Annotated in this window: 8 protein-coding genes; 3 read left to right on the top strand and 5 right to left on the bottom strand. The window is 68.0% G+C overall.

All coding sequences use genetic code 11. The annotated features are described in order from the left end of the window. The first annotated feature begins 180 nt into the window (after window positions 1-180). Complete coding sequence (locus E0H45_RS19455) at window positions 181-1,542, top strand: NAD-dependent succinate-semialdehyde dehydrogenase (RefSeq protein ID WP_131339193.1); 1,362 nt, start codon at window positions 181-183, stop codon at window positions 1,540-1,542. An 81-nt stretch (window positions 1,543-1,623) separates the two neighbouring features. Continuing rightward, the gene (locus E0H45_RS19450) at window positions 1,624-3,045 is read left to right on the top strand and encodes a tetratricopeptide repeat protein (protein WP_131339191.1); all 1,422 of its coding nucleotides are present in this window, start codon (window positions 1,624-1,626) and stop codon (window positions 3,043-3,045) included. Between the two features lie 7 nt (window positions 3,046-3,052). Here E0H45_RS19450 and E0H45_RS42915 read toward each other — a convergent pair whose 3' ends face one another. Beyond that, complete coding sequence (locus E0H45_RS42915; protein ID WP_238155095.1) at window positions 3,053-3,682, bottom strand: excalibur calcium-binding domain-containing protein; 630 nt, start codon at window positions 3,680-3,682, stop codon at window positions 3,053-3,055. A 202-nt stretch (window positions 3,683-3,884) separates the two neighbouring features. Between E0H45_RS42915 and E0H45_RS19440 the strand changes: the two genes are divergently transcribed. Beyond that, window positions 3,885-4,397 (top strand): PaaI family thioesterase, encoded by a 513-nt coding sequence (locus E0H45_RS19440; protein ID WP_131339189.1) that lies wholly within the window; start codon window positions 3,885-3,887, stop codon window positions 4,395-4,397. On the opposite strand, the gene E0H45_RS19435 is transcribed toward E0H45_RS19440, so the two are convergent. The 4 genes from E0H45_RS19435 to E0H45_RS19420 form a co-directional block, all read right to left on the bottom strand. Next, a complete protein-coding gene (locus E0H45_RS19435) occupies window positions 4,388-5,650 on the bottom strand; it encodes an aspartate aminotransferase type Ic (protein ID WP_131339187.1) in 1,263 nt (420 codons plus the stop codon). The genes E0H45_RS19440 and E0H45_RS19435 overlap by 10 nt on opposite strands. Before the next feature lie 74 nt (window positions 5,651-5,724). After that, complete coding sequence (locus E0H45_RS19430; RefSeq protein ID WP_131339185.1) at window positions 5,725-8,139, bottom strand: transglycosylase domain-containing protein; 2,415 nt, start codon at window positions 8,137-8,139, stop codon at window positions 5,725-5,727. 147 nt (window positions 8,140-8,286) lie between these two features. Further along, complete coding sequence (locus E0H45_RS19425; RefSeq protein WP_131339184.1) at window positions 8,287-11,874, bottom strand: ATP-binding cassette domain-containing protein; 3,588 nt, start codon at window positions 11,872-11,874, stop codon at window positions 8,287-8,289. Then, window positions 11,871-14,117, bottom strand: a complete 2,247-nt coding sequence (locus E0H45_RS19420; protein ID WP_238155094.1) for a HelD family protein — start codon at window positions 14,115-14,117, stop codon at window positions 11,871-11,873. The genes E0H45_RS19425 and E0H45_RS19420 overlap by 4 nt, the downstream gene beginning before the upstream one ends. Window positions 14,118-14,166: the final 49 nt, after the last annotated feature.

Here is a 14,166-nt window from a genome sequence, read left to right as displayed (position 1 = left end):
ATGCCCCCATGACGCAAATGTCACAACCGCACACGGCGCGCTGCCCAGGACGTCTTTGAGCCCCCACCAACCATTCCGGGGCGCTCGAAACGGTTGGTGGGTTCCCAAAGTTGCTCGGCGACAGGCGTGGGGGATGCTGTATACAGTATGGTGATTGACGGTTCTGGATGGAGGTAGCCGATGTACTCAGTGACCGATCCGGCGTGTGGGGTGTTGGTGGAGGAAGTGGCGAACTCGACGGAGGAGGAGGTGCGCGCGGCGATCGGGCGGGTGCATGCGGCGTACCCGGACTGGCGGCAGCGGACCGTGGGGGAGCGGGCGGCGATCGTGGCGCGGGCGGCGGACCTGTTCGCGGAGCGGGCCGACGAGCTGGCCGCGATCATGACGCTCGAGATGGGGAAGCGGGTCAACGAGGGCCGGGGCGAGGTCGGGATCGTGGTCGACATCTTCCGGTACTACGCGGAGCACGGACCGGCGTTGCTCGCCGACGAACCGATCGACCTCAGGGACGGGAAGGCGGTCATCACCAAAGGGCCGATCGGCGCGTTGCTGGGGATCATGCCGTGGAACTTTCCGTGCTACCAGGTCGCCCGCTTCGTCGCGCCGAACCTGGTCCTCGGGAACACGATCCTGCTCAAGCACGCCTCGATCTGCCCGCGGTCGGCGCGCGCGATCGAGGAGATCCTGCACGCGGCCGGCGTACCGGAAGGCGTCTACGTGAACACGTACGCGTCGAGCCGGCAGATCCCGGCGATCCTCGCCGACCCGCGGATCGCCGGCGTCTCGCTGACCGGCAGCGAGCAGGCCGGTATCTCGGTCGCCGCCGAGGCCGGGAAGAACCTGAAGAAGACCGTGCTCGAACTCGGCGGCTCCGACCCACTGATCATCCTCGACACCGACGACCTGGACGAGACCGTCAACGCCACCGCGACCGCGCGGATGCGCAACTGCGGCCAGTCCTGCAACGCCCCGAAGCGGATGATCGTCCTGGCCGGCCTGTACGACGAGTACGTCGACCGGCTGACCAAGCGGGTCACGGAGTACTACGTTCCCGGCGACCCGGCCGATCCCGCGACGAAGCTCCCGCCGCTCGCCTCGGCCGCCGCCGCGGACGAGGTCGCCGCCCAGGTCGCGAAGGCGGTCGAACAAGGCGCGACGCTGCGTGCCGGCGGTCGCCGGATCACGCCCGGCGCGTACCTCGAGGCGACCGTCCTCACCGACGTCACGCCGGAGATGGACGCGTACTACGAAGAGATCTTCGGGCCGGTCGTGATCGTGTTCGAAGCTGCGGACGAGGACGACGCGGTCCGGCTCGCCAACGACACCCCGTTCGGCCTCGGCGCGTCGGTGTGGGGCACCGACCCCGTCCGCAACCGCCGCGTCGCCGACCGCATCGACGCGGGCATGGTGTACCTGAACCGCGCCGGGGGCTCCCAGGCCGACCTCCCGTTCGGCGGTATCAAACGCTCCGGCCTCGGGCGCGAACTCGGCCCGGCCGGCATCGAGGAATTCATGAACAAGAAGTCCATCCGGCTCGGATGACAGGAACCGGTCAGCGCGCTGCGGGTGGGGGTGGACGACGTCACAGTGGGTGGTGACACTTCGTGACTGAGAGCGATACAGATGACCTACGAGCAAGTGCCGCCCCCGCCCCCGCAGGGCACGCCGTACCCGGGACGACCGCCGAAGCGGCTCCGGCCGCACGATCCACTGGCCGTTGCCCTGGGCAACGCTTCGTTGCTCGGCCTCGGCTACTTCCTGATCCGCCGCTGGTTCTTCGGCATCCTCGGCCTCGCCGGTACGGCGGTACTCCTCGTCCTCATGTACCAGCGCAAGGACGCGGCGTACCAGTTCGGCCTGATCGCGTGGGGACTGCTGCAGGTGCTGCACGGCCTGTTCCTGGCGACCCGGGCACCGGAGCGGACAGCCAGTATTCCGAAGCGGATCGTCGCTGCTGTGATCACGCTCGCGGTCGTGGCGTCGGGCGTCGTGCTCAAGCGCGATGCCGCCGATGTCGCCGACCGGGTGACCGCAGCGCGGCGGGCCGGCGACTGCGCGAAGGTCGTGCAGGCACAGGGCGAGGTCTGGTTCGGCGACCGTCTCGTCTCCGGGAAGGACATGGACCGCGGTGACGGCGACGTAGAGACCTGCGGCAGGCTGGACACAGCGAGGGGGCACCTCTCGGCAGCCGCGGGACTGACCGACGTGTCGTCCCTCAGGCAGGGCTACGACATCCTCGGCCCGATCGCCTCCGACCCGCGGCAGCAGGCGACCGCAGGAGTCGTCATGGATCGGTTCGTCAAGGACCTGCAGGCGATGGAGCCGTGTGCGCAGATCACGATGACCGCCTGGTTGCGCACGCGCAAGCTGTCCAGCACCTTGCTCGATCGCGCCAATGCCGTCGTACCCCGGATCGAGCCGAACGCCCTGCTGGCCTGCGCCGACGGCTACGCGTCCCGCGAGAACTGGGTGACCGCGCGCGCGACGTACCAGCGGCTCATCGCGACGTACCCCAAGGCCAAGCAGACGGCGCGGGCACGGGCCGGACTCGTGAAGGCCACGCTGGCGATCGAGCTGGACAACGTCCGGAGCCTGCTGCTGGACGGGGCGTACTGCTCGAGTCCCGCGAAGTACAGCGGCGCGAAGCCATACCACCGCGGCTTCAACCCGGCGGTCTTCCTCGGCGACGGCTCGCAGTACGCCGACCAGTTGCCGGCCGCGTGGTCGATCGACGATCCGTACCGGGCGACCATCATCGTGTGCACCGACACGCCGGGGATGGGCGCGGCGGTGCAGACCTGCCCGTACGTACCGGAGACGAATCCGTACGGCGGCGAGGTCACGTACGTGACGTTCCGCAAGGTGACGGTCCCGACCAAGGTGTACGAGCTGCGAACCGGGCGGCTGGTGGCGTCCGCCACCGTGCAGATGTCGGGGGAGGCCTGCCCGTACCGCCTGAGCTCCAGCAGTACGGACGTAGAGAGCGTGACCCCGAGCGACGCGCAGGTCCAGGCGGCGTTCCGGCCCTTCGTGGTGCGCCCCTGAACGACCGTCAGGAGTTGCCGCGGTCGCAGGCCACGCCGTCACCGTTGCGGTCGAGCGCCGCCGAGTAGCCCGGATCCCCTCGGTGCAGCGGCGCCTTGCCCGCCGCGCGAGCCTCCGCACAGCTCCGGAACACGACCGTCGTGGGTGTCGAGGTCGGTGTCGGTACGACGGTGGGTGTCGGAGTCGGTGTGGTCGGTGCCGTGGTGGTCGCCTCGGACGGCGTCGGCGACTCGGTGGGCGTCAGTGTCGGTGTGGAGGTCGGTGTTGGCGTAGTGGCGACGACCCGTGCCGGCTGCTCGGTGCTACGGGTCGGGGCCTGTGGCACCGGTGTCGTCGCGGGCGCGCTCGGCCCGAACACCGGCGCCGTACTCGTGGAATCTCCGCTGCCGCCGAACGGGCTCAGCAACACGAGCACCATCAACGTCACGGGGATCGCGATGATCGCCGCGGCCGCCAGCGGACGCGGTCCGCCGTACCTCCCGATCGGTCCGCGAACCGGTCGTCCGTGCTTGTCGACCCAGAACGTCCATCCATCCGGTGCGGCCGGCCACGACTTCGGTGGCTGCCACCGTCGCGGTGGTCGCCAGTCCGGCGTCGGCGGGTCGGGCCAATCCGGCGGCGTATTGAACTGCCTCACTTCCATCCTCCCAGCAGCACCCTAGCCACCCTGCTGCGAAGAGAAACCCCTACCCTCCGAATCCCTTGTATTTCATACGTTTGTCCGCCTCCGCGCCCCCGGTCCCGGACGCGGTACGGCGTCCCGCGGAGGCCGTTGCACACCTCGCACTGAGTGCTAAGTCTCGTTGACAGACCCAGGTGGGCGGTGTGAGGCTCGGTCCATGACGGAGACTGAGCAGGCGACCCGGAGCCGGACGTTCTCCTGGGCGGATCCGGCCGAGACCGCGGCCCGGGTCGGCCGCTCGTCGGGGCTGGAGATGCTGCAGGCGATGCGCGACGGGGAGCTCCCGGCGCCGCCGATCCTGCACCTGGTCGGCGGGACCGAGATCGAGGTCGAGGAAGGCAAGGTCACGGTGCTGATGCCGGTGGCCGAGTTCCACTACAACCCGCTCGGCACGGTGCACGGCGGCGTCATCGCGACGCTGCTCGACACCGCCGCCGGCTGCACCGTCCACTCGACGCTGCCGGCCGGCGTCGGCTACACGTCACTCGACCTGATGACCCGCTTCATCAAGCCGGTCACGATCGACTCGGGCCTGCTGCGCTGCGAGGGCGGGATCATCAGCCGCGGTCGTCGTACGGCGGTCGCGGAGGCCCACCTGTACGACGAACGCGGCAAACTCCTCGCCCACGCAACGTCCAACTGCCTGCTCTTCGAACTACCTCACGCCTGATCGGCGAGCAGCTTCTCGCTCGCGACCAGCCGGACGCAGGTGGCGAGACCGGTGATCGCCGCCTCGACCTCGGGCAGCTCCGGGAACGTCGGGGCGATCCGGATGACCTGGTCGGTCGGGTCGTCGCCGTACGGGTGCGTGGCGCCGGCCGGAGTGATCGCGATCCCGGCCGCCTTCGCCTTGGCGACCACCTCGCGGGCGCACCCCTCGGGGACCTGCAGGCTGACGAAGTAGCCTCCGGCCGGTGCCGTCCAGGATGCGAGGCCGGTGCCGCCGAGCTCGGCGGTGAGGATCTTGTCGACCGCGTCGAACTTCGGCCGGATCAGCGCGGCCAGCGTGCGCATGTGCTCGTGCAGGCCGTCGGCGTCGCGGAGGAACTGCACGTGCCGGAGCTGGTTGATCTTGTCCGGCCCGATGCTCCGCTTGACCGTGTGGCTCAGCCACCACTTGATGTTCGCCGGTGAGGACCCGAAGAACGCGACGCCGGCGCCGGCGAAGGTGATCTTCGAGCTCGACCCGAACACGAACGCCCGGTCCGGGTTCCCGTTCTCGGCGCACAGCGCGAGCACGTCGGCGAGCTGCGCGGGGGAGTCGGTCAGGTGGTGCACGGCGTACGCGTTGTCCCAGAAGATCCGGAAGTCCGGCGCCGCGGTCTCCATCGCGGCGAGCCGCCGGACGGTCTCGTCGGAGTACACCGTGCCGTCCGGGTTGCTGTACTTCGGCACGCACCAGATGCCCTTGATCGCGGCGTCCTCGGCGACCAGCCGCTCGACGACGTCCATATCCGGGCCCTCGGGCGTCATCGGCACCGGGATCATCTTGATCCCGTATCGCTCGCAGATCCCGAAGTGCCGGTCGTACCCCGGGACCGGGCAGAGGAACGCCAGCCCCTCGACGTCGGCCCACCGCTGCTCGGCGCCCGGCACCTTGCCGAGCAGCGCGTACACGACCGCGTCGTGCATCAGCTCGAGGCTCGAGTTCCCGGCCGCGAGCAGCTGCTCGACCGGCACCTGCAGGTCCGCGGCGAAGATCGCCCGTACCTCCGGCAGCCCGTTGAGCCCGCCGTAGTTCCGCAGGTCCGTCCCGTCCGCGGACACCGGGTCACCGCTCAGCCCGAGCACGCCGTTCGCCGCATCCAACTGCTTGGGCGACGGCTTCCCCCGCGTCAGATCCAGCTTGAGCCCCTTGGCCACCAGCGCCTCATAGTCCGAACGCGCACGCTCAACCTGACCAACCAGCTCATCGACACTCACGGGGGGAGTCCTTTCCCAAGTACTAGGTGTTGACCCCCAGCCTAGTGATCACCCGACCGGCCTTTCGGGGCGGGTCAGCCGCGTTTGCACCTGGGGTAGCGCGGGTCCCAGGGTGGGCAGGTCGGGAAGCCGGGTGGCGGCTTGATGGTCGGCGGGGTCACGGGTGGGGTCGGCGGGGTGACCGGCGGCGTCGGTGGCTGGGCCTTGCTGCCGTTGGAGATGTACAGCAGGACCATCGCGCCTTCGGGTGCGCCGTCCTCCTGCCGCGGGTTCGTCCAGGCGACCGTGCCGAGCGGCGCATCCGAGTCGACCTGCGGGCCGTGACTCATCTGGACCTTGAAGCCCATCGACAGCAGCTTCGCGGCCGCGTCCGCGGGCGTCATGCCCTTCAGGTAGGGCAGGTCCTTCACGTTGCCGCGGATGATGATGTCGTCCGGCTTCACGAACTTCGTGGTCGGCAGCCCCTGCAACGCACCCTGCAGCGCGGCCTCCCAGATCGGGCCGGCGGTGCCGGAACCCGAGGCGTCCCTGAGCTTCTTGCCGTTGAAGACCTGGTTGATCAGGTTGTGCGCCGGCGGGTCGGCGTCGGCGACCACCGAAGCCGCCGCGAGCTTCGACGTATAGCCGGAGAACCAGACCGCCTTGTTCTCGTCCGTGGTACCGGTCTTGCCGGCCAGGTCGCTGGTGCCGAACTTCACCTTGGCGCCGGTCCCGCCCTTCGCCATCACCTGCTGCAGAACGTAGTTGACGCCGTCCGCGACGCCCGGCGACAGCACCCGGTGACAGTTCGGGCCGGGCGTCGGGATCGCCTTGCCGGTCTTCAGCGAGGTGATCGACGTGACGATCTGCGGGTTGCAGTACATGCCGCGGGCGGCGAACGTCGCGTACGCGTTGGACAGCATCAGCGGCGAGATCAGACCCGCCGAACCGAGGGTGAACGAGACCACCTGTTTCAGCGGCTTCAGGGTCTGCGCGTCGTACATGCCCAGCTTGGACGCGATGGTCGTGATCGGGCACAGACCGATCTGCTGCGACAACTGCAGGAAGTACGTGTTGGTCGAGGCGCGGGCCGCGTCGACCATCGACGGGTCGAGGACTGTCGTCGTCGAGTTCTTCGGGTTGTACGAGTCGTCCGAAATCGGGCCGTTGCAGGTGCTGAAGTTCTGGCCGCTGAGGCTGATCGTCTGCGGCGACCGGATCCGGTACGTCGTCGGCACGCCCTTGCCGATCGCGGCGGCGATCGTGAACGCCTTCATCGTCGACCCGTTCTGGAACCCGCCGAACCCGCCGGCGTAGGACTTCTCGACGTTGTAGTTGTACGCCGTCTGTCCCTTCTTCGCGCCGTACGGGCGGCTCTGCGCCATCGCCTTCACCAGGCCGGTGCCCGGCTCCACCAGCGTGACCGCCGCGACCACATCGTCGGTCGCCTTCGAGTGCTTCGCGACGGCGAGATCAGCGGCGGTCTGCATCTTGCGGTCCAGCGAGGTCTTGATCACCAGGCCGGCGGTCTCGATGTAGTTCTCGCGTTCCTCCGGCGTCTTCCCGAACGCGTTGTTCGCCTTGAGCTTGGAGACGACGTACTCGCAGAAGAAGGGGTACGTCGAGTTCGCGCAGCCGCTCGGGATGACGCGGACCTTCTTGGGGTCGATCACCGGGGTCTTGATCGCGTCCTGGGACTGCTTGGCGGTGATGATGTTCAGCTCGTGCATCCGGCGCAGGACGACGTCGCGCCGGGCCTTGGCGCGCACCGGGCTGTCGATCGGGTCGTACCCGGTCGGGTTCTTCACCAGGCCGGCCAGCATCGCGGCCTGCGGCAGGTTCAGCTTCGCGGCGTGGACGCCGAAGTAGTGCATCGCCGCGGCCTCGACGCCGTACGAACGGTCACCGAAGAAGGCCAGGTTCAGGTAGCGGTTCAGGATCTCGGTCTTCGGGATCTCCTTCTCGACCGCGATCGCGTAGCGCAGCTCGGCGATCTTCCGCTCGTAGGTCTCGGCGGTGGCGTCCTTGACCTCCTCCGGCGTGCGGGCCTTGTTGATCAGGCTCAGCTTCACGTACTGCTGGGTGATGCTCGAGCCGCCCTGCGAGACCCCGCCGGACGACTGGTTGCGCAGCAGCGCGCGCAGGGTGCCCTTGAAGTCCAGTGCCCCGTGCTCGTAGAACCGGTCGTCCTCGATCGCGACGATCGCCTTCAGCATCACCGGGCTGATCGCCTTCAGCGGGACCGGGGTCCGGTTCTGCTGGTACAGCGTCGCGATGACCTTGCCGTCCGCGGCCTGGATGATCGACTTCTGCGCCAGCGGCGCCGTCTGCAGGTCCTGGGGCAGGAACTGCACCGTGTCGTGTGCCTTGGCCGTGGTCACCCCGGCCAGACCGGCGAAGGGTAGGGCCAGACCGGCGGTCAGCGCTCCAGCCAGCGCGCTGACCGCGAGGAACACGAACACTGACCACACGACATTGGGCCGCTTGGCCCGCCGCTCGCCTCTGTGCATGGTTGGGCAGATTACGTGAGGAGAGTGCTTTCCGGGAGTCTCCTCGTTACGGAATTTACACATTAGCCCAACGATTTCACCGTCAGTGACCACAACTTCACTACCCGACGATCATGCCAGCCCCCAACCAAGCCCCCGCAGGGGGCCTCAGCGGTAGCCGCGGTTCTGGAGTTCGTAGAGGTCGGCGTACTGTCCCTGGCCGGCGAGCAACTCGGTGTGCGAGCCGTATTCGACGACTCGGCCTTGATCGAGTACGACGATCAGATCGGCGGCGGCGACGGTTGAGAAGCGATGGGTCACCAACACGGTGACTCCACCGCGCCGCCCGGTACGGCGGCTCGCTGCCGCGTAGCGTTCGAACAGCGCGTGTTCAGCGACAGGGTCGAGGGCCGACGTCGGCTCGTCGAGGATGAGCAGCAGTGGAGCGCGGCGCATCATGCCGCGGGCAATGGCGATTCGTTGCCATTGGCCACCGGACAGGCCGACGCCGCCGGTCCAGGCCGTTCCGAGTTGGGTGTCCAGCTCACTCGGCAGTGCCGCGACGATCTCTTCGGCCGTGCCGTCACGCAGTGCTTGGTGGACGCGCTGCCGGTCGTCGAGTACGGCGACGTCACCGGCGCCGACGGATTGCTGCGCGGTGAATTCGAATCGGACATGGTCCTGGAACGCCCCGGCCAGCCGGGATCGCCAGGCGACCGGATCCAGTGCGGACAGGTCCTGGCCGTCCACGAGGATCCGGCCCTCCGTCGGTCGGTAGAGTCCGCTCAGCAGCTTCACCAGGGTGGATTTCCCGGCGCCGTTCTCACCGACGATTGCGACGACAGCGCCGGTCGGGAGGTGCAGATCGACATCGGTCAGCGAGTCTCGTTGCGAGTCGCCGTACCGGTAGCTGAGGTGCTCGATCCGAATTCCGTCGGACAGCCGTGACGGCGGTGTCTCGCGGCCGGTCGAGATGCCGGCCGCATGGTCGCGAAGCCAGATGAACCGGGCACAGTTGCGTCCGACCTTGGTGATCCCTCCGACGACCCCCGCGAACGAGGAACTCACGGTCTGCAGGCTTTGAAGGACAGCGACCGCGACGACAACGGACTGGATCGAGACGGTTCCGGCGAGCGCGTCCTGGGTTATCCAGGCCAGCACAGCGCTCGCGGTGACGAAGAACAGGACGGTGTGACCGGCCGCGAGTACTGCCTTGCGGCTGGTCGCGTGCATGATCGGTCGTCGCCAAGCGGTGATTGCGCGACGGATCTGCCGCCGGAGCTCGTACTGGTGGCCGAAGACCCGGGTCTCCGCCCCCGCGGTGGGCGACGTAGTCAGTTCGATCAGGTGGCGGGTCAAGCGACCAGAGGAGGCGCTGGCCTCTTCGGCGGCCTTGTCCCAGCGCAGCGACCAGCGTGCGGTGACCAGGCGCGTCGCTCCCACCGCGATCAGGATCGACAGCCGCCAGTCGGCGGTGACTGCGACGAGCAGGACGCTGATGGCGAACGCCAGGGTGTTCAGCGTGTTGATCATCGTGTTGAGCGCTCCGCCGAGCACATTCTCGTTGTCCCGCAGGATCTGCAGTTTGTCGAGGTAGCGCGCGGACTCCAGATGATCGAGGGTCGGAATGCGTGCCGTGAGCTCGGCGACCTGTGCATCGAAGACATGACCGAGTAGTTCCATCTGCCGGACGCGGGCGTTGACCCCAACAGCTTGCAGAGCCGTGTTCGCCGCGGTCGATCCGACCAGCGCGATCGCGGCCAGCAGCATCCGGTCCAGATTCCGATGGACGGCGGCGTCGGCGAAGATCCCGACGTACAGCGGTGACAATGCCGCGAGCACCTTGCCGAGGGTCTCGAGCAGACACAGCAGGGACTGAGCCGGACTCGTTCTGACCGTCGTGGTGAGAACCAGCGCCATTCCCCGCAGGGCCGGGCTCATCGGGGCACCGAAACGAAACGACGCGCCTGGAGCGTGAAGAGCTCGGCATAGCGCCCGCCGAGGGCCGAGCAGTTCCTCGTGACTGCCGTCCTCGACGATGCCGGAACCTGCCAGTACGACGATGCGATCGGCATGCCGAACGCTCGACAGCCGATGACTCACCAGGATGGTGGTCACGCCTCGTGTGACTTCGAGGAACCGCTCGAACAGCGCAGCCTCGCTGCGGACGTCGAGCGCCGCCGTCGGTTCGTCCAGTACGAGCACGCCTGCTCCACCTGCCACTGCAGCCAGCGCACGGGCCAGGGCAACACGCTGCCATTGACCGCCGGAGAGGTCCGTGCCGCTGTCGTACTCTGCCGACAGGACCGTGTCCCATCCTCGGTCGAGCCGTTCAAGCAGTACGGCGCCGCCGGCGTCGGTCAGCGCTTGCTCAACCAGCGGATGATCCGCACTTCCGGCACCGAGTACGACGTTGTCGCGCAACGAGAGGTGATAACGGGCAAAGTCCTGGAAGATCACCGCGACCCGGCGACGGGCAGCCTCATCGACGGCTGGGTCGGCGTCGTCGACCAGTACAGTCCCTTCAGCCGGTGTGTACAGCCCGCAGAGCAGCTTGATGATTGTCGACTTGCCCGCGCCGTTGGCGCCGACGACGGCGATCGACTGGCCGGCCGGGATGTGCAGAGTGACCTGCTTGACTGCAGGTTCGGTGCTGCCTTGGTAGGTGAAGGTGACCGCGTCCAGGTGAACCTCAGCAGCACCTGCCGGGCGCCTTTGCGGCGACACTGAGCCGGCAGGGCGGACCGGAGCGACCGCCGGTAGTCCGAGATCGTGGCGGAGACCTACCAACGCCTGGAGCGTTGACGTGTTGCGTGCGAGCGCCGTACTCACGTCCCCGAGAAGGCCGAAGTTCTGCAGCCGGAGAATCGCCTGGACCATGGTCACGGTGGCCGCCAGCGAGATCGCTCCGGTTGAGACGTCGTACGCGATCAGGGCGAAGGCGCCACCGACCATGAGAGCCATGACCAGGCAGGTGAGGAGAACCGGACCGAGTCCTCGGCGTCGCTCCCGCCACAACGGCGTCATGGCGTCGAACCAGCTCGCCCGGTACACGTCGGTGAGCCAGTCCGTCAGGCCGAACAACCGAATCTCCTTCGCAGACTCGGTTTGCGTGAGGAGTCCACGGAGATAGGTGGCTCGGCGCCGACTGTCTCCGGGACTCGTGAGCAACTTGTCGAAGGCGAGGCTGATCCATCCGGTGAACACTTTGGAGAGCGCGAAGAACGAGGCGGCGACCAGGAGCGGAACCCACCATCGCCACGGCACCAGGACGGCGAGCGCACCAGTTCCCGCCAGGCGTGGCCCGATGATCGACCACGTGGCGTCGACACCAGTCACGAACGACCAGTCCCGCGTCGCGGTCACAACCGTCCGGAGGCAGCCCGCGAAATCGGGCGCCTCCAGATGTTCGATCCCATGCGGGTGCAGGCCGACCTCGGCGACCAGATCGGACACGTAGCGCAGGTACGCGACCGAACTGCGTGCCGTTGCCGCCGACAGACACGCTTGGAGCAACGGCCCGACGACAAGCAGCGCGGCGATCAGCAGAAACCATTGCCAGGTCGCGTACGTCGCCGATTCGCTGAGCGAGCCGACGAAGAGCCCGATCGCGATCATCAGGCCGGTCCGGACCACTGCCTCGAGCACGGTCAGCGCGAGTGCGAGCGTGGACCAGCCGGGCGCCGCCCGCCACAACACCCGTGCGTGTTGGAGGTAGCGACGCGGTCCATCGGTCCACCGATTCAGAAGCCTCACCTGCGCCTCAGCACGTCCGGGAGGTTGCCGAGGATTGTCAGGCGTTTGGTGGCTCGGGTGATGGCTACGTAGAGGTCGGAGAGACCTCGGTGGGATTCGTTGACGATGGTGGAGGGGTCGGCGATCAGGACAGCGTCGAATTCGAGGCCTTTGGATTGGGGTACGTCGAGGAGGGCGACGGTGCCGTCGAGTACGGACGGGTCGTGGCTGTGGGCAACTTCTGGGAGTACGGCGGCGAACTCGTCGTACCGGGAGGCCGGGACGATCACCGCGAGGTGTCCGTCGCCGATCTCCCGCTGCTCGAACTTGATCGCGGTGCGGATGGCGTCGGCGAGGGCTGCGGGCGGGACGGGGTCGATGAAGGGGTCGGTGCCGGTTTCGCGGACCGAGGTGGGTGGCTGCAAGGTCGGATCGATGGCGGCGAGGACATCGGCGGCGATCGTCATGATCTCGGCCGGGGTGCGGTAGTTGACCGTCAGTTCGGCGGTGCGCCAGCGGCGGGCGGCGTACCGGTCGAGGAGTTCGGCCCAGGACCGTACGCCGGCGGCAGAACCCGTCTGCGCGATGTCGCCGACGATCGTCATCGAGCGGCGCGGGCAGCGGCGCATCAGCATCCGCCAGTCCATCGCGGACAGCTCCTGGGCCTCGTCGACGATGACATGGCCGAACACCCAGTTGCGGTCGTGGGCGGTGCCCTCGGCGGTACTCGCCGGCCTGTTGAACACCCGCGTGCGTTGGGCGATCAGGTCCTTGAACTGCTCGATCTCCCACGGCTCGATGGTGATCCGATCGGCGGTCAGTTCGATGTCGACGATGCCGTGCGCGTACTCCCGGCCGGCCTCCTCGGCGGCAGCATCCTCGGCCGCCTGGCGCTTGCGTCCGACAACGACGTCCGCGGTCTCACCGAGCAGCTCGGCCGCTTCGTCGAGCAGCGCGACGTCCGACGCAGTCCAGTCCGCGGCGAGTGGACGCAGTACGGCGGAACGCTCGGATGCACTGAGATGCGGTGCGGCCGCGGCCAGCCGGTCGTCCGAGGAGAACAGCACTGAGACGAGGAGCTCAGGTGTGAGCTCAGGCCACAACTGGTCGAGGAGCTCCAGGACTTGGTCGTCGTCGAACAGTTCTTGCTGGATGTCGTCGATGTCCGCGTCTCCGACGTATTGCCGGCCGATGCGGTCGACCACCTGGTTGGTGAGGATCTTGAGGACGCGGCGGACGAACAGGGGCCGGGCGCGGTTGTGCTGGGGCTGGGTCGAGAGCGCGCCCTGCTGTGCTTTGCGGATCGCGCCCGGCCGAAGCACGAGCTCGTCCTGGTTCACCTTCAGCCGGATCGGCTTGGCCGGCACCACCCGGTAGCCGGCGATCGCCTGCGCGATCACGTCGGCCATCGCCAGGTTGCCCTTGATCCGCGCCGCCTCGGCCGGCTCCGCCGCGGTCGCGGCGACGCCCGGGAACATCTCGCTGATCGTCGCGAGCACGACATCGGTCTCACCGAGCGAGGGGAGTACCTGGTCGATGTAGCGCAGGAACGTGCTGTTGGGTCCTACTACCAGTACGCCGCTCCGCCCGAGCTGCTCGCGATGTGTGTAGAGCAGGTACGCCGCTCTGTGCAGCGCGACCACGGTCTTGCCGGTGCCGGGGCCGCCCTGCACTACGAGCACCCCGGGCAGGCCGGACCGGATGATCTCGTCCTGCTCGGACTGGATCGTCGCGACGATCTCGTTCATCCGGCCGGTACGGTTCGCGCCGAGCGACGAGAGCAGCGCCGCCTCGCCGATCAGCGTGCTGCGTTCGCCGTCGTCGATCGCGTCGGCGTCCAGGAGGTCGTCGTCGACCCCGACCACCGTTCGGCCCTGCAGCCGGATGTGCCGGCGGCGTTTGACGCCGAGCGGTTGGGCGGCGGTCGCCCGGTAGAACACTTGCGCGACCGGCGTCCGCCAGTCGATCAGCAGCGGGTTGTAGTCGTCGTCGAACAACCCGATCCGGCCGATATGGAACCGTTCGCCGGCGGTCTGGTCGATCCGCCCGAAACACAATCCGCGTTCCACCGACGACAATTGCGAGAACCGCCCGGAGAACAGATCCGTGAACGATTCCCGCTCCGACCAGGACTGATCCGTCCCCGTGGTTTCCTCGACCTGCACCCGGCCCAGTTCACCGCGTGCCTTTTCCCGCAGCACATCGAGCCGTTCGTACATGATCGTCACTTCGCCTTGCTCTGCAGCGATCTCCTGCTCCAGCACCCCTGCCCCCGATCCCTTGCACAAACCCGGAGAGTTTGATAATCTGAAC

This window comes from Kribbella soli (genome assembly GCF_004331345.1).
In the GTDB taxonomy this organism is placed as follows: Bacteria; Actinomycetota; Actinomycetes; order Propionibacteriales; family Kribbellaceae; genus Kribbella; species Kribbella soli.
The sequence above is the reverse complement of the archived record's forward strand: the minus strand, read 5'-3'. Positions and strand labels throughout refer to the sequence as shown.